This is a genomic window from Streptomyces sp. NBC_01264 (genome assembly GCF_026340675.1).
Taxonomy (GTDB): Bacteria; Actinomycetota; Actinomycetes; order Streptomycetales; family Streptomycetaceae; genus Streptomyces.
The window spans coordinates 259,622-277,500 of sequence record NZ_JAPEOX010000004.1; the positions used below are offsets into that span (position 1 = coordinate 259,622).

Annotated in this window: 23 protein-coding genes; 4 read left to right on the forward strand and 19 right to left on the reverse strand. The window is 71.5% G+C overall.

Going from position 1 to position 17,879, the window contains the following annotated elements; translation table 11 throughout:
* Positions 1–290: 290 nt before the first annotated feature.
* A complete protein-coding gene (locus OG435_RS46610) occupies positions 291–494 on the reverse strand; it encodes a cold-shock protein (protein ID WP_266887629.1) in 204 nt (67 codons plus the stop codon).
* Between the two features lie 393 nt (positions 495–887).
* Here OG435_RS46610 and OG435_RS46615 point away from each other — a divergent pair, with 393 nt between their 5' ends.
* Positions 888–1,826 (forward strand): DUF6624 domain-containing protein, encoded by a 939-nt coding sequence (locus OG435_RS46615; protein WP_266887631.1) that lies wholly within the window; start codon positions 888–890, stop codon positions 1,824–1,826.
* A gap of 40 nt (positions 1,827–1,866) precedes the next feature.
* On the opposite strand, the gene OG435_RS46620 is transcribed toward OG435_RS46615, so the two are convergent.
* The 6 genes from OG435_RS46620 to OG435_RS46645 all read right to left on the reverse strand — a co-directional run bounded on the left by OG435_RS46620 (position 1,867) and on the right by OG435_RS46645 (position 4,705).
* Positions 1,867–2,373, reverse strand: a complete 507-nt coding sequence (locus OG435_RS46620; protein WP_266887633.1) for an HD domain-containing protein — start codon at positions 2,371–2,373, stop codon at positions 1,867–1,869.
* Positions 2,370–2,741, reverse strand: a complete 372-nt coding sequence (locus OG435_RS46625; RefSeq protein ID WP_266887635.1) for a hypothetical protein — start codon at positions 2,739–2,741, stop codon at positions 2,370–2,372. Before OG435_RS46625 ends, OG435_RS46620 begins: the two co-directional genes overlap by 4 nt.
* 183 nt (positions 2,742–2,924) lie before the next feature.
* Positions 2,925–3,287 carry a hypothetical protein gene (locus OG435_RS46630; RefSeq protein ID WP_266887637.1) on the reverse strand — a complete coding sequence of 121 codons (363 nt, stop codon included), beginning with the start codon at positions 3,285–3,287 and terminating at the stop codon, positions 2,925–2,927.
* A complete protein-coding gene (locus OG435_RS46635; RefSeq protein WP_266887639.1) occupies positions 3,284–3,553 on the reverse strand; it encodes a hypothetical protein in 270 nt (89 codons plus the stop codon). The genes OG435_RS46630 and OG435_RS46635 overlap by 4 nt, the downstream gene beginning before the upstream one ends.
* Positions 3,550–4,383, reverse strand: coding sequence for a hypothetical protein (locus OG435_RS46640; RefSeq protein ID WP_266887641.1), 834 nt, complete (start codon positions 4,381–4,383; stop codon positions 3,550–3,552). The genes OG435_RS46635 and OG435_RS46640 overlap by 4 nt, the downstream gene beginning before the upstream one ends.
* A gap of 82 nt (positions 4,384–4,465) precedes the next feature.
* Positions 4,466–4,705, reverse strand: coding sequence for a hypothetical protein (locus tag OG435_RS46645; protein WP_266887643.1), 240 nt, complete (start codon positions 4,703–4,705; stop codon positions 4,466–4,468).
* Between the two features lie 454 nt (positions 4,706–5,159).
* Here OG435_RS46645 and OG435_RS46650 point away from each other — a divergent pair, with 454 nt between their 5' ends.
* Positions 5,160–6,644 (forward strand): hypothetical protein, encoded by a 1,485-nt coding sequence (locus OG435_RS46650; RefSeq protein ID WP_266887645.1) that lies wholly within the window; start codon positions 5,160–5,162, stop codon positions 6,642–6,644.
* Between the two features lie 93 nt (positions 6,645–6,737).
* Positions 6,738–7,481 (forward strand): TIGR02391 family protein, encoded by a 744-nt coding sequence (locus OG435_RS46655; RefSeq protein WP_266887647.1) that lies wholly within the window; start codon positions 6,738–6,740, stop codon positions 7,479–7,481.
* A 59-nt stretch (positions 7,482–7,540) separates the two neighbouring features.
* Here OG435_RS46655 and ligA read toward each other — a convergent pair whose 3' ends face one another.
* The 6 genes from ligA to OG435_RS46685 form a co-directional block, all read right to left on the reverse strand.
* Positions 7,541–9,583, reverse strand: coding sequence for an NAD-dependent DNA ligase LigA (gene ligA, locus OG435_RS46660; protein ID WP_266887649.1), 2,043 nt, complete (start codon positions 9,581–9,583; stop codon positions 7,541–7,543).
* Positions 9,584–9,648: 65 nt separating this feature from the next.
* The gene (locus OG435_RS46665) at positions 9,649–10,002 is read right to left on the reverse strand and encodes a hypothetical protein (protein ID WP_266887651.1); all 354 of its coding nucleotides are present in this window, start codon (positions 10,000–10,002) and stop codon (positions 9,649–9,651) included.
* Between the two features lie 70 nt (positions 10,003–10,072).
* A complete protein-coding gene (locus tag OG435_RS46670; RefSeq protein WP_266887653.1) occupies positions 10,073–10,582 on the reverse strand; it encodes a hypothetical protein in 510 nt (169 codons plus the stop codon).
* 74 nt (positions 10,583–10,656) lie between these two features.
* A complete protein-coding gene (locus tag OG435_RS46675; RefSeq protein ID WP_266887655.1) occupies positions 10,657–11,100 on the reverse strand; it encodes a hypothetical protein in 444 nt (147 codons plus the stop codon).
* A 143-nt stretch (positions 11,101–11,243) separates the two neighbouring features.
* Complete coding sequence (locus OG435_RS46680) at positions 11,244–11,975, reverse strand: hypothetical protein (RefSeq protein ID WP_266887657.1); 732 nt, start codon at positions 11,973–11,975, stop codon at positions 11,244–11,246.
* A gap of 300 nt (positions 11,976–12,275) precedes the next feature.
* Positions 12,276–13,274, reverse strand: coding sequence for a DUF932 domain-containing protein (locus OG435_RS46685; RefSeq protein ID WP_266887659.1), 999 nt, complete (start codon positions 13,272–13,274; stop codon positions 12,276–12,278).
* Positions 13,275–13,511: 237 nt separating this feature from the next.
* Between OG435_RS46685 and OG435_RS46690 the strand changes: the two genes are divergently transcribed.
* Positions 13,512–13,721, forward strand: coding sequence for a hypothetical protein (locus OG435_RS46690; RefSeq protein ID WP_266887661.1), 210 nt, complete (start codon positions 13,512–13,514; stop codon positions 13,719–13,721).
* A gap of 364 nt (positions 13,722–14,085) precedes the next feature.
* Here the strand turns inward: OG435_RS46690 and OG435_RS46695 are convergent, their stop codons facing one another.
* The 6 genes from OG435_RS46695 to OG435_RS46720 form a co-directional block, all read right to left on the reverse strand.
* A complete protein-coding gene (locus OG435_RS46695; protein ID WP_266887663.1) occupies positions 14,086–14,463 on the reverse strand; it encodes a hypothetical protein in 378 nt (125 codons plus the stop codon).
* Between the two features lie 116 nt (positions 14,464–14,579).
* A complete protein-coding gene (locus OG435_RS46700; RefSeq protein WP_266887665.1) occupies positions 14,580–15,479 on the reverse strand; it encodes a hypothetical protein in 900 nt (299 codons plus the stop codon).
* A gap of 103 nt (positions 15,480–15,582) precedes the next feature.
* Positions 15,583–15,897, reverse strand: coding sequence for a hypothetical protein (locus tag OG435_RS46705; RefSeq protein ID WP_266887667.1), 315 nt, complete (start codon positions 15,895–15,897; stop codon positions 15,583–15,585).
* 121 nt (positions 15,898–16,018) lie between these two features.
* Positions 16,019–16,318 (reverse strand): hypothetical protein, encoded by a 300-nt coding sequence (locus OG435_RS46710; RefSeq protein WP_266887669.1) that lies wholly within the window; start codon positions 16,316–16,318, stop codon positions 16,019–16,021.
* A 106-nt stretch (positions 16,319–16,424) separates the two neighbouring features.
* The gene (locus OG435_RS46715; RefSeq protein ID WP_266887671.1) at positions 16,425–17,186 is read right to left on the reverse strand and encodes a toxin glutamine deamidase domain-containing protein; all 762 of its coding nucleotides are present in this window, start codon (positions 17,184–17,186) and stop codon (positions 16,425–16,427) included.
* A gap of 393 nt (positions 17,187–17,579) precedes the next feature.
* Positions 17,580–17,879, reverse strand: coding sequence for a hypothetical protein (locus OG435_RS46720; protein WP_266887673.1), 300 nt, complete (start codon positions 17,877–17,879; stop codon positions 17,580–17,582).

A 17,879-nucleotide genomic window follows, 5' to 3' on the forward strand; every position in this document is an offset into this window, starting at 1 on the left:
GAGCGTGTGGCAGCACGCAGGACACACACCTCGGCTGTCAACCGAGGTCGGTCGGCCCGCCCGGTTGTCGCCGGCGCGGGCCGGCCACACGCCTCGTACGCCGGGCCCGGGATCGAAGCCACCCCCAGCGAAGAGCTGGGACGGACCTTCTGGCAGCGGCTGGAGTGCCGCGGTACCGCGCGGGTGGGGTCTGACGCCCGGCCGTGGGAGCACCCGATCTCCGCTACCGAACGCGAAGATGCCCCGCCGACAGCCGAGGCGCCGACGGGGCGTCATGGAGCAGAGGACGCTCAGACCACGCTGATGTTCTCCGCCTGCGGGCCCTTCTGGCCCTGCGTGACGTCGAACTGGACCTTCTGGCCTTCCTGAAGCTCGCGGAAGCCCTGGCTGTTGATGTTCGAGTAGTGGGCGAAGACGTCGGGGCCGCCACCGTCCTGCTCGATGAAGCCGAAGCCCTTCTCGGCGTTGAACCACTTCACGGTGCCACTGGCCATGCTGTTCTCTCCTTGACGTGCGCAGCCGCCGGCGTCCGCACTGCGCGACCGCCGCCTCCGACCCGTCCCACCCGAGCGCAGCCCGGACAGCGAAACGCCCGTGACCGCAATCACGGGCGAGCAGCGGGTCGGAACCGCGACTGCTTCTGGTGACCACGCTATCGCCCCTGGTGCCCTGCCGCGCAGAGAACACAGGCCCCACCGGCATCAACGCACCAGCTGAAGATGCCCGGTCGATCTCCCCGCCCGATCTCCGGAGCACTTCCCCCGGACGGGAGTCACACGGACCGCGCCCCGGCCAGTATCGGAGCCATGACCGACGCACTGGCAGCTCACGACACGGCACATTGCTACCTCTTCGCGAAGTTCGGGTGGGAATGGAGGTTATGCGTCGTGGAACATCCCCGTGCCGGGGGCGAACGCGTCGCAGGAGGGCAGGTAGACGACGGCGAGGAGCCGGCCGCCGCAGCCGTGCGCGCGGTACAGGAGAGGACCGGCTATCCGACACGCCTGCTCCCGCCGCTGCTCCCGGACGACCGCCCTGATCAACCGGTCCCCGCAGCCTGGCACGTGGTCTCCCGACCGGCGGCCGCGGACAGCCGCCGCGGAGAAGGACCTGTACACCGCGACCACCTCTTCGTCGGCGTCACCGACCGGCCTCTCGTCCCCCACCCCGCCTCCGAGCACGCAACCCACTGGGTCACGCGCGCCGGTCTCGGCGACCGGGATCTCCCCCGGGACACGCTGGACCTGAGCGCCGCCCTGTTCGAAGGAATCGCGCGGGCGGCCGCGCTGCGGCCCCGGCCGAGCCGCAACGAGGAGTTGCGCGGCGAATTGCTCCGGCGCCAAGAGGAGGACCAGGCCGTCCGGCTGGTGCCCGCCTCCGAGCGCACGCCTCAGCTACTTGAGCGGTGGCGCGCCGTGGACGAGGGCAACACCGCGTGGCTGAACACGGTGATCGGATCGCACGGGTGGCCGGGGGAGGCACTGGTGGGGTCCGACGGCGCCTCCGCAGCGTGGCTGTTCGCGCAGCACGCCGACCGGCAGCCGGACTTCCAGGGTGAGTGCCTGACGCTTCTGGCGGCCGCGGTGACGGCGGGCGATGCCGATCCGCGCCACGGAGCCCTGCTGGAGGACCGGGTGCTCGTCGCCGCGGGCCTGCCCCAGCTCTTCGGCACGCAGCTGACCCAAGGCCCGGGCGGCCGGCTGGTACCGCTGCCCCTACGGGACGCAGCAGAGGTCGACAACCTCCGCGCAGCATGGCACTTCGACCCGCTGGACCAGTACGTTCGCCAGCTCACCGACCAGCAGCAGGGCCAGGGCCGCGCGTAGCGGGGCGCGAACGGGAAGCGCGCGCCCACCGCCCCCTCCGTCAGCGGTGAGCGTCCCGCTCGGCGAGCAGGGACGGAGAGACGATGCGCACGATCGCCTCGACGTCCTGCGGGCGGGCGGCCGGCCACAGCAGTCCCCGGGCGGCCCGGTACTTCGCCGCGAGGCGCTCACGCTTCTCCGCCGGAAGCTGGGCTGCCCGGTCCGGACGGGAGTTGTGGGCGTTGTCGGCGATCTTCACGAGCGTCGCCTGCGGGTCGCTGGTGATCTGCCGGATCTTGTCCGCGTACGGCACGCCCGGCCGGTTCGTCACCGCTTCGACGATCTCGACGACTCGCGGGGGGATCCCGGCGGCGAGCAGCTCGCCGGCCGTCCACGCGGTGTCCTCGATGACGTCGTGCAGGAGCCCGGCCATCACGAGTTCGTCACCGAACGGGGCGAGGCCAGCCGCGACGGCCCGGACGTGATCGATGTACGGGCGGCCGACCTTGTCGACCTGTCCCTCGTGCGCGCGTTCGGCCAGGGACTCGACGTCGCTCAAGGACTTCATGCCTGCTCCTTCGGGTGGTGGGGCGCCAGGGTGGCGTGAACGGTGCAGATCCGGCGTTCGCGGATGAGCCGGTGGGCGAGGACGGGGTGCCGGTGGTGGGCGCGGACGAGATGCCGCTCGGTCTCCTCACGGCTCGTGCGCCACATCGTCGCGGGCAGCCACTCGCCGGCGTCGAATCCCTCGACGGTCCATCTCGTCTCGTCCGGCCGGGCCCTCGCGAGGACGTCGTCGTTCCCGCTCCGGTGCCGTCGGCCCGCCGCGTACGCGGCGCAGCTCAGGGTGATTGCGGCCAAGGCGGTCAGGAAGCAGCGGGCGGGGAGCTCCGGACGGTGGAGCAGGGCCGACAGCCCAACAGGAGGACGGTTCACGAGAGGACTCTCCCCGGGGTCGGAGCGCCAGGAGGCGCCGGTGGGTGATGCGGGTCAGACGTCGTCGGGGTCGTCCGGGTAGGGCGGGATCGGAAGCCCTTTGGCCTGGGCGTCCAGTCGCTGCCGCAGATACCTGGTCGTGCGGGCGCACGAGGCGCGGACCTCGTCGATCTCGGTGCGCCGCTAGAGGAGTTCCTTGCTGAGGCGCCAGCCGGTCTTCGCCCACTCCTCGACGTCGCGTTCGAGGACTTCGGCGAACTCCCATCCGTCCGCGGCAGCCGATCCGTCCCGGGCCGGCCGCGCGAGGGCAGTCTCGAACCAGGGCCGCCACGTCTCGCAGGCCGCGCACGTCACCGTCGTGTCCCCCGGCAGCGCCTCCGGCGCGGCGCGCTGTTCACACAGGGCGTCGCCGTGCTGCCACTCCTCGAGGTGCGGCTGGAACGCGAGGACCGCCAGGTGCACGGTCTCCGGCCTGCCGGCCCCGTTGGGGCATGCGGCCGGCACCAGCCGGCGGGTACCGGATGCGCTGGCGGCCAGAGCAGTCACGCCGGCCGCCCGATGGAGCGGATCGTTGCGTAGCGAGGCCGGTGTCCGCCGGCGGATGCCTGCGCCGGCGGGGCGCTGAGCCGGCTCGCGGCTGCCGCCTCGGCGTGACCGGGGCCCGGCATGCTGCCGCAGTTCCGCCGGCGGATGCTGCAGGCGGTCACCGCGGACGCGCAGGGGCGCCGGCGCCCGAACTTCCAGCTGAGGAGCAGGGCTTCGCCGCGGCCGGCCGGGAGGGGCAGGCTCTGCTCCGGGGACACGGCGTTCATGCCTGGTCCTTCTCGCCGACGGTCGGCGCGGTGTCGACGCCGGCGTGACGCAGCCCCTTGCCGAGCATGGTGACGACCAGGTCGTCTTCGCGGCCGGCAGCCGCCTCCTTGCGGTACACCGTGCGGGTACGGACCAGCCGGTGGCCGGCGAGGCTGTCGAGCGCGACGGCCAGGGCCGAGTCGGCCGGCTGCGCGCGCAGCCGCACCTGGCTGGCGCCCATCGTGCCCTCGACCGCCTCCGTGGCGAGCTGGTGGTGCTCGGTACCGGAGGGGACCTCGGCAGAGGCCGCGGCCGAGGCCAGGACCTCCAGGAGGGCGCGCTCGATGTCGGTGAGGGGGATCTCGGTGCGGCGCCGGCCGCGGGTGCTGTTGTGCTCGGTCGCGGCGTAGCGACGCAGGCCCTCGGCGAGGAAGATCGGCCCGGAGGCCAGGGTCTGGACGTGGTGCGGTTCCAGTTCGCGCTCCAGCTGGGAGACCCGGGCCGGGGAGACCTTGATGATCTCGGCGGCCTCGGCGACGCCGGCGAGTTCGGGCACCACGGGCTCGGCCAGCTGGCGGTCGAACTCCTCCTCGGTGAGCACGGCGAACCCGATGACGGCGTTGGGGTAGATCTTGTGCTTCATGGCCGCGGCCTGGGCGTACTCGACGCCGCGGATGCCGGCGTCGACGGCGCTGGGGGACTCGATGAACAGACGGACGGACAGATTGCCGTTGGGGGCCGTGCCGGCGCTTCCGCCGTACTCGAGCAGGTCCTCGTAGATCGCGCTGAAGACCTGGAGCGGGGTGTCGGGGGCGTCGAACTCCACGTACACGTTGAACTGCTGGGTCATGGGTTCCTCTTCATCTGCTTTTCGTGTGTGGTGACGGCGCGGCGGCCGGGCGCCGGGGTTTCCCCCGGCGCCGCGCGGCCGGTCAGGCAGGGACGAACCCGGCCCGCTTCAGTTCGGCTATCGAGTTCTTCATCCCCCGGTACTCGCTCGGGGTGCTGGGAAGCACGGTGACGAACGTCCAGCGGATCTCCTTCTCCCCGTTTTCGGTCTCTTCCTCCTTGGGAGCGAACACCTGGTAGTGGTGCTTCTTCGTCACCTTGAGCCGGAAGCCCTGGCCTTCGAGCCGCTTGCGCAGCTGCTTCATGTCCTTCGTGGTTGCCATGTTCTCCCCTAACACTTAACGCCGTCAAGAAATATGATCTCACACAAATCTAAACAACGTCAAGTTTTATAGAAAAACTCGGTGGGGTGGGTGTGCCAGCGCGTCAACGTGGCGGTCCGAGGCCCCGCGACACGGCCGCAACGGGGCCCGGCACCCCTCCCTACGCGTCGGTGACCGAGCGCCCCGGAGATGTCTGCGCCGTAACCCACCGCGGCCAAGACCGATCGGCTCCCCGTACGCGCCGCCGGCCACCGCCCCACAACCCGCGGGCACGGACCGGCGTGAACCGCACTGCTACCGTGTCCCCGAAGGGCCGGACACGCGGCCTGGCAGAGCCTTACGCCACCCGGCACGGCAAGGCGATCACCGAAGCGGGCCGAGTCCGTCAGTCGTACCGCTTCCCCATGACTTCACCCTTCGACGCCGAGCCGGGCGGCGTACGAAAGGGACCCTGATGTCCGCACCCCACGCGACCCGCCGCGCCCGGCTGCGCTCCCAACTCACCGGCGAGACCGTCCAGCAGGCCCACACCGACCTGACCGGCGCCGACGGCGTACCCGATGCGGACCACCCCGAACAGGTCGCCCTCGAAGCCGCCGTCCTGGGCGAGCTCAACGAGACCTTCGCCCGGGAGCACCGTCCCGCCGACGCCCACCTCTACGGCCTGACCCGCGTCCAGCCACGGCGCGACGGCCTGACCCTCCACCTGAGGGACGACGGCGTGTGGGAGGACATCCTCGACCTCCTGCTCCCCGAACCCGACCCCGGCGTGGACACGGACGACGCCGGCGCGGTGCCCCTCGCCGGGATCCCCGGCCTGCGCTGCCGCGCACTGCCCAAGGCCCGGCTTGAGCTCTATCGGCCGGGCACGACCGCCACCGTCACCCTGCAACTGCCCAAGGACGCGGCGGCGGCCGCGAAGCAGTGGATCGCCGAACTCCCGGCCGCGGGTGACCCGATGCGCAACGCCGCGGACTGGACGGACAGCGAACGCGCCGCCCTTCCCGCATACCAGCGCTGGGCCGGAGACCCTGGACCGCGCAGCCGCATCCTGCGCCGCATGTTCGCCTTCCGGGGCCTGCCCAAGGTGGCCCTGATCGACGTGCACGGCCAGGTCCCCACCGACGCCGATCTGCAGCAACTGCTGGCCGCCCGCAACCGCCCTCTCGCCCCCACCTCCTCACCGCACGCCGGCACCCCCCGGCGCCTGCCAGCTCCGGCCGGACGGCCGCTGATCATCACGGTCACCAGCGGCCACCTCCACGGGCAGGGGGCCGGAGGACTGGGGCGCACCACCGTCGCCGCGGAACTCGCCCGCGCGACCGCCGGGGCCGGGCGGCGCCGCGTCCTCCTGGTCGACTCCGACCCGAACGGGCACGCCCACCTCCAGGGCACTCCGCCGCCCGGGCTGAGTGTCGAGCGGCCCGGCGCCCTGGACCCAGACTACGTTCGGCAGCTGGCCGCCGCGGACCGCCACGACATCGTCATCCTCGACACCCAGCCTGCGGACCAGACCCGCGCAGCAGAGCTCGCCGACTACTGGCTCGGCGTCGCACCGCTGTGGCAGCAGCCCTCACGAAACGGCTGGTTCCTGGTCGAGGAGACCCTCGGCGCCGACGGGCGCCGGCTCCCGGACGCCTGGGACGAGAACTGGCTCACGACCATGCGCGCCCACCGCTGGGACGTCCGTTGGCGCGTGGCCCCACGGGACTTCGACGGCATGTTCGCCCCCTTCCCCGCCCAGGACTGCGCCGGGATCCTCCTCCTCGGCGAGCGCGAACACCCCGGCACCCGCGCCGCCGACTACCTCCAGGACCTGACGACCGATCTGCCCCTGCTGCCCAACGCCATCCCCTACGCGGACCGCACGCCGGACGGACCTGCCCTCCCGGCGGAGGCCGCGGCGTACGAGAGCACCGCACGCATCCTCTTCGGCTGACCGCCGAGCGGGGAGGGGGACACGACGCCCCTCCCCGCTCCCTCCAGGCCGAACACCGGATGCGCGCTCCGCGCCGCTGCTAGCGTTCCGGCCGTGACTTCCGCGCGCATATCCGGGCCCCTCGTGCCCGAACTGATCCGCACACTTCCCACGCCCGAGCTCGGGTTGCACCTGCTCGCCTCCCTGGCTGGCGAGGCGAACATCAGCTCCAACAACGTCCTCCGCGGCTTCCAGAGCTCCTTCGGAGGTGGGTACGGCGGCAACCCGGCGGAGCCCGATCTCGACCGGCTCCTGCAACGGATCGCCGACGCGTGGGCGTGGCTCGTGTCCAAGGGCCTGATCGGACCGAATCCGACCCAGGACCAGAACTGGAGCAGGGTCACCACCGAAGGCCGCGCCCTGGCCCAGGACCCGGCCGCCCTCCTGAAACTGCACGGCGCCGAGCGCTTGGCCGGCCCCTTGGACGAGGCGCTCACCAGGGCCCGCACATACTTCAACCTCGGGGACTACGAAACCGCGTGCTTCGCCGCGATGAAGGCCGTCGAGGTGGCCGTACGTGACGCCGCGGGCCTGGCGAACGGGCTCACGGGCACGGCGCTGATGCAGCAGGCCTTCCAGCCCGAGAAGGGACCGCTGACCGACACCGAGAGCGAGCGTGGCGAGCAGGTCGGCATGATGAGCTTCTTCGCCGGCGCGTTCGGGGCCTTCCGCAACCCGGTGGGCCACCGCACGGTGCACTTCGACGACCCGATGGAAGCGGCCGAGATCATCCAGACCGCCGACCTCATGCTGCGCATCGTGCGCCGCGCCCAGAAGCGGGGCGACGCCGGCGCGTAGCGCAGGACAACGCGAAGGCGGGCGGCTCCCTCAGGGAGCCGCCCGCCTTCGCGTTGATGTCAGTTCAGGTACTCCTGGACGAGGTCGGCGAACTCCTGCTCGGTGAGGACCCTGATCCCCAGCTCCTCGGCCTTGGCCAGCTTGCTCCCCGCGTTCGCGCCCGCGACGAGGATCGAGGTCTTCTTCGACACGCTGCCCGAGGGCGAGCCGCCTGCCGCCTTGATCAGATCGTTCATCTCGTTGCGGTTGCGCCCGGCCAGCGCTCCGCTCATGCCGCCGGTGACGACGATCGCCATCTCGGTCAGCGGACCACCGGCGGGGACGGCCGAGACGGGCTCGGTCAGGTTCACCCCGGCGGCTGCCAGCTTGTCGATGACCCCACCCATGGCGGCGATGTGCGCTGCGATCTTCGGAGCGTTCGCGCCCGGCAGCTTCGGAACCGCTGCCAGAGCCTCGGCGTCCGCGTTGCGGATCGCGTCCATCGTGCCGAAGTGCGCCGCAATCTCCTTGGACAGGGTGCGGCCCGTACGGATGATGCCCAGCGAGCAGAAGACCCGGTTCAGCGGCTTCTGCTTGGCCTGGGCGATCTGCTCCAGCAGCGTGTCGGCGCGCTTCTCGCTGCGGGCTGCCTCGGTCAGCTGCTCCCGGGTCAGGGTGAACAGATCGGCGACGTCCGTGACCGCCCCGCTCTCCACGAGCGCGTCGATGAACGTGCGGCCGAGCCCCTCGATGTCGAGCTGGTCGCGGCCCACGGCGTACCGCAGCGCGGCGTCCAGTCCGCACCCGCCGCCCGCACCGCCCGCGCACTCCCACCGCCCGCCCGTCGTGTCGATCTCCCCGCCGCACTTCGGGCAGGCCGCGGGGAAGACGATGGGCGTCTCCTGACCCGTGCGGAGCGCCACCACCGGGGCCTCCACACGAGGAATCACATCCCCAGCCTTCCAGACCATGACGGTGTCCGAGATCATGAGACCGCTCTTCTCGATGAACGAGGGGTTGTGGAGGGTCGCATACCGCACCACGCTGCCGTCCACCTCGACCGGCTCCAGCACGGCCCGCGGGGCGATGATGCCGGTGCGCCCCACATTCCACTCCACCCCGATCAGCTTCGTCTGCGCCTCGACCGCCGCCAGCTTGTAGGCCGTGGCCCAGTGGGGGTGCCTCGTGGCGAAACCAGCGGTCTGCTGCTCGGCGAAGGCGTTGGCCTTGATGACCACGCCGTCGATCCCGAAGGGCAGACCCGGGCGCAGGGACGCGATCTCCTCGACACGGGCCTGAGCCTGAGCCAGCGTCGGGTACACCCGCAGCCCGACCTCGCTCGCGGCGGTCGTCTGCACGCCCAGTCCGGCGACCTGCGCCATTACGGCCTCGTGGGTGTCCCCCGACAGGAAGCTGCCACCGTCGAGGTTCACCGCGCCGTAGCCGAAGAACGTCGTCTCGATGCGGTAGGAGCGTGACTTCGCCCCGCGCAGGGTGCCCGCGGTGCCGTTGCGGGGGTTGGAGAACACCTTGGAGCCGTGGGACTGGCGCAGCGCGTTGGCCTCCTCGAACTGGGCCGTGGTCAGCAGAACTTCGCCGCGGACCTCCACGGTGACGTTCCCGGGCAGGCGCTCCGGCAGGCCGACGATGCTGCCGATGGCGGCGGAGAGGTCCTCACCGTGCGCGCCGTCGCCGCGACCGACCAGCTGGACCAGGCGGCCGTCGCGGTAGCGGGCCGCGACGGCCGCGCCGTCGAGCTTCGGCTCCACCGCGTATCCCCCGGTGACGGCTCCGGACAGCCGTCGGGCGAGAGAGGCGTCCCACTTCGCCAGTTCCTCGGCGTTGAAGACGTTGCTCAGCGACAGCATCGGGACGGTGTGCGGGACGTCGCCCTGCGGGGCCGCGCCCCCGGCGACCTTGCCGGTCGGGGAGTCGGCGCGAACGTGGTCGGGGTGCTGGCGCTCGTACTCGGCGATCTGGCCGGCCAGCCGGTCGTACGAGGCGTCGTCCAGCGTGGTGTCCCCGTCGTCGTAGTACGCGGCGGCGGCAGCGAGCGCGGTGTCCACGGCGGACTCGTACGCGGCGCGGTCGACGAGGGAAACGGCAGGTGCGGCAGTGGTCATGCGCTGATCCTTACGTAGGGGTCTGACATCGCCGACTTCGTCGGCTGGGCGGGCGGTGGTGCAGGTCAGGGGGTGCGGACCGGGCACAGCGCGTGGGGGTCGAGGATCACTTCGCCGTGCTCAAGGAACCGTTCGAGGTCGGGGGACTGGGTGGCGAGCCCGCCGAGGCCCTGGCCGCGAAGGACATCGGTGCCGATCGCGTAGTGGGGGCGCACGACCAGTTCGCCGACGAGGAACTGGTGGGTGCGCTCGCTGCCGTACCGCAGCGGGTGCGTGCCCTGCGGGATGCGGCTGGAGCCGACGAACGACACCACACCCGCGCCGTGGTTCTGGACGTACATCCACGCGGGGACGTGAAGGACGGCCGGGTCGAGCAGCAGGCCGGCCAGGGCGGCCTCGGTGGGGCGGTGGCTGGTCAAGACGATTCTCCTTGCGGCAGGGGGCGGCCGGAGGGACGCGGCACACGGTGGGGTGCGCGGCCCGGCGACGTCAGTGCTCTCCGCAACCCGCGGGAACGGGGGACAGCAGGGGCAGGACGGTGAGCCGGTGCGCGTCGGCGCGGCCCCGCGCGTACAGCTGCGCGAGCCCGTCCGGCACCGCCGTACCCGCTGCACCGAAGGCCTGCACCGCGCCCAGGGCGTACGCGCTCTGGCCTGCGGTGTGCGGGGTGTCGGCGCTCCATTCGTCCCAGGGCCACATGGCGCCGATCGCGTAGCGGCCGTGGGCGTCGGGGGCGACCGTGTTGCTGCCGCCGTCCCCGTCATGGGCTGCGCTCCAGGTGAAGCGGAGGATCTCGCCTTCCCATGAGGCGGTGAGCGCGCAGGCGTCGGAGTGGAGGTCGTCGACGATGCGCTGGGCGGTGGCCCGCGTGAACAGTGGGGCGGCGTACGGGTCCAGGTCACCGGCCGGCAGGAGACCGATGTACGGGCCGTGGCCGGAGGCCTCGGGGGCCAGCAGGCGAAGCGTCAGGGTGGGGGACGCGGAGGCCAGGGAAAGCACGGAGGTGCGGTTCCTTTCGTGGGGGAGCGGGTGCCGGTGCGGCGCGCGGGACGGGCGCGCGCCGCACCGCTTGGTCACGCGACGGCGGAGAACGCGCTGCGGATGGTCTGGATCTGCTTCTCGGCCGCCTTGGCGCGCGGCTTCCACTCCGCGAGTTCCTTCGTCGCCTTCTGGAGTTCGCGCACGGCGACGTCGCGCTGCGACCGGTACGTCTCCGCCTGCTGCGCGCGGCCGATCAGCTCGCTGACGCTCAGGTCGGACACGTTCACCGGGGACGCGGAGGAGGTCTTCTTGTCCTTGCGCTTGTGGACCTTCAGGTGCGGCCAGACCCCGCTGGCGCTGTCGCGGGTGAACTCGCAGCCCTGCCAGATGCAGGCGAACACCTCGCTGTTGTCCTCCAGCAGAACCTTGATGACCTCTTCGTAGTACCGGCGGTCGGTGGGCTTGCTGCGCGGGGTCTCGGCGTACTCCCACGCGATGACCTTGAGGCCGTTGATGGTGTCCTTCGTGGCGTTCACAGGGCTTTCCTTCCGTGCCGGGGAGGCGTTCGGGGTCCGGCTGAGGCCGGTGTGGGTGGTGCCCGGCCCGTCCGTGTGAGCAGGCGGGCCGGGCGGGGAGGCCGGGCGGCACCGGGGACGGGTCCGGTGCCGCCCCGGCGGGGTCAGTTGTGCTGGAACTGCGGCAGCTCCGCAGGGGTGGCATGGGTCCGCAGGAGGTAGAGGACCCAGTCCGGCGCGCCCTCCAGCGACGACGCCGAGCGCGGGTAGTAGGGCTGGTGGCCCTCGTTCTGGTTGGGGCCCGGCTCCGCGCCGGTGGCGACGTAGGGGCCGCGGAACTCGGCGGCATCCAGCGCCCATGCGGTTCCGCCCTCGCTGAGGTAGGCGAGGCTGAAACGGTCGGGCCGCAGCGGGGAGGCGGTCACGGGGAGGTCGGTAGGGAACCAGTGGGGGATCTCGCCGGTGCCGCCGAGCCGGAAGTAGCGGGTACGCCGGGCCCGGTCTCCGGTCACCGCGATCCGCAGCGCCGCGCCGGGGGCGGTGACCGCCTCACTGGGGACGCGAAGCGTGTCGACGACCTCGGTGAGCCAGGTCGGCATCGGCCGGGAGGCGGCGAAGTGGCTGTTCGGAAAGAACAGGACCGGGGCGGCGGTCAGCCCGCTGTAGTGCGCGAGCGCCGGGGTGGTGACGTACGGGCCACGGCACTCGACGGTGTCCAGGACCCAGGGGTCGCCGTCACGGCTGGTGTAGGTCAGCCGTACACGGTCCGCCCGGATCGGGGGCACCGCGGACGGCGTGTCAGCCGGGCACAGCAGGGACAGTTCCGGGTCTCCGTCGACCGCGACGTCCAGCACGCGCTCGGCGTACTCGTGGGTCAGCGTGGCCGTGTCGATCACGGGTCGGTCCTTTCGCGCAGTGTCGGGGCGGTGAGCGGGGAAGTTCTCGGCGGGCCGGATGGGGTCTGTCGGGCGGGCGTCCGTCGGGGCAGCCGCGCCAGTAGCCCGGCGTCCAGAGGCCGGCGGCGATGTGGACGTACACGCCGTCGTCGTGATGGCTGACGCCGTACCCGTACCGGGCGGCGTCGAGATCCGCTTCGGTGGACACCCGTCCTCCGTTGTTCAGTCGCTTGAGTCGCTGGGGAGGGGCCGCCGGGAGCCGAAGGGGGAGAAGGCTCCCGGCGGCGGTTCAGGGGTCGGTCAGGCAGCCAGCGCGAAGAGCTGGTTGAAGGCCGAGGTCTTGCGTCCGGTCACCGCGCCGGTGTCCGACAGGGAGCGCGCGGCGCGCAGCGCGGCGGAGTTGGCGCGGCCGTGGTGGTCGAGGTACTCGCCGATCGCGTTCCAGCCCGCCCACGCGGTACCCCGGATGCTCTCCTGGGTGTCCGCGTTCAGGAACAGTGCGCGCAGGGTGCTCATGCGGGCCTCATAGTTGGTCAGCTGCCGCTTGGTGGCGGGGGAGTCCCACAGGCCGCTCGCGACCTTCTCGAACTGCTCCAGCGTCAGGGGGGTGTTCAGCAGGCGGTTGGCCTCGCGCTCGAACGCCGCCTGCCAGTCGAAGAGCGTCGCCAGGGCCTTGTGGACCTCACGGATCTTCGTCGGCGCGGAGACGGTGTGCGGGATGGAGTACTTGTGCTGTGCGCCCGCGATGATGAAGCGCTGCATGTTGCCGCAGTCCAGGCGGGTCGGGCCGATGTGGAAGCTGTTGGCCGAGGAGCCGTCGTGCGAGCCGAACAGGGTCAGGTGCATCCGGTGCTCGTCGAAGCCGCCGATGCGGATGACCTCGGGGAGAACCATCGAGACGAAGAACTTGCTGCCGTTCTTGCCGTACGCACCGGCCTTGTGGAACGTCGCGCCGCTCTCGCGGCCGAACATGTCCAGAACGTCCTCGTGGTCGTCGATCTGGACCGGGGTGTACTGGGTGCCGACGGTGCCCACGTACTCGGCCTGCTGGGTGAGCGGGTTGGTGCGGACCGTCGCGCGGGTGTCGGACATCTTCAGGCTGGTCACGCCGGTCTCGTCGACGCGGGTGACGTTGACGTCGTCCCAGACGCGGACGTTCCAGTTGCTCAGGTGCGCCAGGTCGAGGGCCTCGCTGGCGTTGCGCGCGCCCTGGACGCCGGTGCCCAGGATGGACCAGGCGTCGGGGCGGCCGGGGGCGCGAAGTGCGGTTCCGGCGGTGGGGATCTCAAGAACAGTCACAGCAGGTAGCTCCTCAGTTGACCGGAAGCCCGTCCGACTTCCTGACGTGTATAACTATACTTCAAGAGTTCGGATGTGGCAAGTTATACGCGTCAAAGAGTGGATGGGGTGTCCAGAAGTCCGCCCGCGGAGCAATCCGACGCCCGCCGGGAGCCACATCGGCGACCGGCGGACGGCGCGCGGCACGGTACGGCACACTCATCCGTGGCGCTGGACAGCTTCGGAGGAATTGACGTGATGAGGCAGAAGGAAAGGCCCGCGGGCATCCGCGCGAACCTGGTGGTCGCGCTCGGCGTGGTGGCGTTCGTCGTCGCGGTCGCCGCCGGCAGGGGCGGGCAGATCGCGGCCATGACCGCGGCGCTCGCGGTCGTACTCGTGTGCACCGGATGGCTCGCCCGGGACGGCTGGCTGCGTCGGCGCCGTACGCGGGAGGGCGCCGGGCAGTAGACCGACCCGCACCGATCAGAAGCGAGGCCGCTGGGCGCGAAGGCGCCGGAGCGGCCTCGTTCACGTGGGGGAGAGGGCATGAGAGAGGGGCCAGACGGCGGACCGAAGTCCTCCCCCCGGTGAAGGGGGGATTTGCAAGACCGTCTGGCCCCGACCACTACGAACGACCGGCCGAAGCCGGACCGCCCGCGAACACTGTACCGACGGCCAGCACGTCCTCGAGCCGGCTTCGTGTCCCTGGCGCGGCCTGCGCACTTCGGGCGTCCGTGCGGGACCGGCCGGTTTTCAGGGCCCTGCCCGCTCTCACGCTGCCGCCCCGTGGCCGTTCGTGGCGGAACGGGCGGCAGGACGGGACGTCTTGCGATCAGATCGAGCTGCGTCCCGGCCGGCGCGCGGCAACAGCCGAGGCCGCAGCGACGTGCCGGCTGATCACGCGCACGGCTCGGCCGGACCCGAGGGCGGCTGCTGGAGGCGCGGCAGCGGGCATGGCGCAGTCGTGCGCGAGGGCCAAGACGAACCCGCTCGAACGCAGGACGTCCTGCACCCGGCCCGGGATCGCGTCCGCGCCCGACCGCTCCTCAGGAGCCACCGTGACCTTGAGGAGCACCTCGCCGTCGGCGAGCCACGTCTCGACCTCGGGAAGGTGTGGCAGCCCTGGTAGGTCTCCGGACTGGCTCACTCCCCCGTCCTTGAGGGCCCCTCGTACGTCGGCGAGCAGGGTGTCTCTGTCGGAGATGATCACCGGATAGGTCCGTCCTTGGCGTCGGATTCCGCCGGTGCGCCCTCGCTTGCGCGGCCTCGTCCTTCCGGGACCTGGCCTTCCGAGAGCGCTCCGGGAGGCGGGAAGGCGGCCTGCCGTCACTTCTGGTTGGCGAACCATGCGCGGACCTCTTCGAGGTCGCGGGCGCTGTCCTCGTCCTTGTCCGGGAAGGGCTTGTCGCTGGTCTCCTTGGTGCGCGTCTTGGCGTAGTGCTTCACCGTGTCGACGCTGATGCCGAGCTCGCGGGCGAGCGCGGTCGGCCGCAGGCGCCGGGGCGGAGCGGCCAGCCCCTGCGCCAGCCGCTCGGCCTCATCGACGTCCTCCAGGCCCAGGACTTCGGCCTGCCATTCCGCCGGCACCTTCTCCCCGGCCGCGTTTGCCGCGCGCACGCGCTCGACGAGGTCACGCTGGCCGACGGTGAGTCCGAGCTCGTCGAGGAAGACGCTGCCGGTGCGCGACTGGATCGAGTCCTCGTGATTGCGCAGGAGCCAGGCCCGCACGTCAGGCCAGGCGCGCTTGCCGTTCGCGTCGGGCTTGGGGAGCGGGTCGCTGTGACGCAGCAGCCACGCGCGGACCTGGCTCCAGGAGCGCATCCCCTCGCTGTCCGCAGCGGGGAAGGGATCGGTGGTCTTCTCGGGGGAGTAGTGGTCCGCGTACTTGTTCACCGCTCGCCGCGAGATGCCGAGGAGCTCGCCGAGCTGACTGGCGCCCAGGTGCGTCTTGCCGGGAGCGGCGGTGCGCACCGCGTCGGTCAGGTCGCGGGGGCCGCGCCGGGTCGGCTGCGCGAAGGGCTGGTTGAGGTACCACTCCAGGACCGCCTGCTTGTCGCGGTAGGCGGTCCTGCCGTCGAGGCGCGCCTCGGGGAATCCTTCGAATCCCTTGGTCGCGTCGGTCCAGTTGTGGATGTGCGTACGGCCGGTCGCCTCTGCGATCTGCTTGGCGGTGATCTCGCTCGGCAGCTTGGCGAAGGCCTTGATGACTTCGTCGATGGTCTTCATCTGGGGGTGCTCCGGGTGGGGGATGGGCGGTGGTCGGGGTCAGGGGGCAGGAGCCACCCATGGAGATACGTTCACTAATTTTCCCATAACGGGTGTGCGGCTGTCAATCCCGGGTCCTGCCCGCCAGCGGCGCCAGGGGGCGCCCGCCGCGCTGTGCCGGCTGCGGGCCGCCGGCCTGTTCGGCCTTGGCCCGTCCGGCGTCGGTCAGGCGCAGGAGATGGTGGTGGGAGCGGTGCAGGTTCTCGGGGTCGGGGGAACCCAGGAGGTGGCCGCACTCGTCGAGGAACCCGGCCAGGCCGAGGGCCTCCAGTGCCTTCGTGTCCGCGGCCGAGACGAGCATCGGGTGGAGGGTGCCGCTCGTGCGGACCGCGGCGTCCCGGACGGCCGTCAGTCGGCCGGCGGTGAGTCGAGGTGTCACGGGCGGCTCCGGCTTGCGTCGTGTCGGTCGCCCGGTCTGTACGGGCGGGTCCGTTCGTTCCTGCCGCTGCGGCGCCCGGACCGTCGGTGGCCGGGCGCCGCGTGCGTCGTGAGGTGCGACTTCAGCTGAACGTGGGGGACGGATTGTCTCGCCGCGTGATCGAGGGGTCCGTCGCCACCTGGAGGGAGGCGAGGGTGTCGATGCGGCCGTCCGTCTTGTAGACCACGTTCACCCCGCCCAGCGTCGACGCGTAGGTGGGGTCCTGGTCCTTCAGGAACTCGCGCGCTCCGACCTCGAAGACGAACATCTCCGGGTTCTCCACGATCTTCCGGTCGTCGATGCAGAACGTGCCGGGTGCCCAGGTGGGCTGAAGGCGGTCGCGGACCAGGTCGCGCGCCTGCTCGTACGTGATGGCGGTCATGGGTGTCCTGTTCTCAAGAGTTCGTAATCACTAATTTACTCGTCAAGGGTGTTTCTGTCAAGCGGCCGCGCGATCTGATTCCGCGAGGCCGGCCGGGGGTCGGGTGTCACTGCCGTACGAAGGGCGAGAGCGCACTCTTCGAGGGTGTGGGCTTGTCGTCGAGCCGCATGAACGCGCAGGACTTCGCGAGCGAGAAGTAGTGGGAGGCGTCGGTCACGGCCGGCGTCGGCTGGCCGTCGACGAAGCGGACCTTGCCCCCGACGTTCTCCACGGTGAACGCGTGGCCACCGCCGTTCTTCCACCACACGGCCATGATTCCGCGCGAGCCCGGCTCGGCGAAGGCGCGTTCCACGTCGGAGCGGCCGATGTCCGCCTTCGAGCTGTCGCAGTGGGTGAACTCCCCGCCCCACGCCTCCCCGATCTCCCCGACCTGCCGGCCGTGCGTGGTGTCCGGCGCGGGATCGGCTTCGATCCCCCGCCGGCGCAGCTCGTAGGTCTGCGCCACGTGGCTGCAGTTGTGCGAGTAGTCCTGCACGGCCGGGTCGTAGTGGGGATTGACCGCGTGGACGATCTCGTCGATCTTCTTGTTCGTCCGCTTCACGTACGCGGCGCGGGTGGCCTTGCGCTCCGTGTGCTCCCGGGCCAGCCTCGACGCGTGGTTCATCTGGTTCTTCGCGTCCAGCGCGTGGCGGGCCGCGGCGTCGTGGTCCCCCTCGTCCGCAGCCTGATGGGCGCGTTGGGCGCTGGCCTGCGCCCGCTGGGAGGCCTGGTGGGCTGCGCCGCCGTAGTCCACCTCTCCCTCGTCGAGTGCCTTCTTGTACGCGCGAGCGGTCGCCGAGCCGTCGATGGCGTACTTGGCCCGCCGCACGGCGAGGCTGCTTCCCCTGCATCGCCGACCGCCCTGGGCGACTGATCTGCACACGTCCTGCTCCCCTGCTCCGGGCCAGTGCTCCGGCCGTTCACGAGCAGGCTGGAGCGGTGGGCCTGTGGACAGAGGCCGGGCAGCCGGAGGGGGTTCAGGCCGCGGGCGCCGGCCCGCGCCGCGCCGAGGGGGCGGGCCGTGCGGAGCTCGGCACGGCGGACGTGAGGCAACTCGGCGTCCCTGCAACCGTGGTCGGCACCGGCCGGTGTGTCCCAGGGGGACCTGTGCTCTCATCCCGGGTGTACTGGCGCACGCCATCCGCGGCTGTACGCGGGCGCGGTGCCCGCGGTGCCCGGGTTCCGTCAGTGCCGGGCACCGCGTGCGGGGCGACGCGGCGGGTCAGGCAAACGTGGGCGAGGGGTTGCTCCGCCGCGTGATCGAGGGGTCCGTCGCCACCTGGACGGAGGGCAACGAGGTGACGCGGCCGTCCCTCTTGGAGACCGTGGTCACCGGGCCGAGGATCTCGAAGTTGGGGTCCCCGTCCTTCAGGAACTCACGAGCGCCGACCTCGAAGACGTACATCTCCTCGTTCTCCACGATCGTCCGGTCGTCGATGCAGAACGTCCCCCGGTTCCAGGTGGGTCCGACCTCTGCGCGCACGCGGTCCCGCGCCTGTTCGTACGTAATGGTGGTGGTCAT

Coding starts and splice junctions, on each gene's coding strand:
- OG435_RS46610 (WP_266887629.1), bottom strand. CDS start 494: ATGGCCAGTGGCACCGTGAAGTGGTTCAACGCCGAGAAGGGCTTCGGC.
- OG435_RS46620 (WP_266887633.1), bottom strand. CDS start 2,373: ATGAAGTCCTTGAGCGACGTCGAGTCCCTGGCCGAACGCGCGCACGAG.
- OG435_RS46635 (WP_266887639.1), bottom strand. CDS start 3,553: ATGAACGCCGTGTCCCCGGAGCAGAGCCTGCCCCTCCCGGCCGGCCGC.
- OG435_RS46640 (WP_266887641.1), bottom strand. CDS start 4,383: ATGACCCAGCAGTTCAACGTGTACGTGGAGTTCGACGCCCCCGACACC.
- OG435_RS46645 (WP_266887643.1), bottom strand. CDS start 4,705: ATGGCAACCACGAAGGACATGAAGCAGCTGCGCAAGCGGCTCGAAGGC.
- OG435_RS46650 (WP_266887645.1), top strand. CDS start 5,160: ATGTCCGCACCCCACGCGACCCGCCGCGCCCGGCTGCGCTCCCAACTC.
- ligA (WP_266887649.1), bottom strand. CDS start 9,583: ATGACCACTGCCGCACCTGCCGTTTCCCTCGTCGACCGCGCCGCGTAC.
- OG435_RS46690 (WP_266887661.1), top strand. CDS start 13,512: ATGAGGCAGAAGGAAAGGCCCGCGGGCATCCGCGCGAACCTGGTGGTC.
- OG435_RS46700 (WP_266887665.1), bottom strand. CDS start 15,479: ATGAAGACCATCGACGAAGTCATCAAGGCCTTCGCCAAGCTGCCGAGC.
- OG435_RS46710 (WP_266887669.1), bottom strand. CDS start 16,318: ATGACCGCCATCACGTACGAGCAGGCGCGCGACCTGGTCCGCGACCGC.
- OG435_RS46720 (WP_266887673.1), bottom strand. CDS start 17,879: ATGACCACCACCATTACGTACGAACAGGCGCGGGACCGCGTGCGCGCA.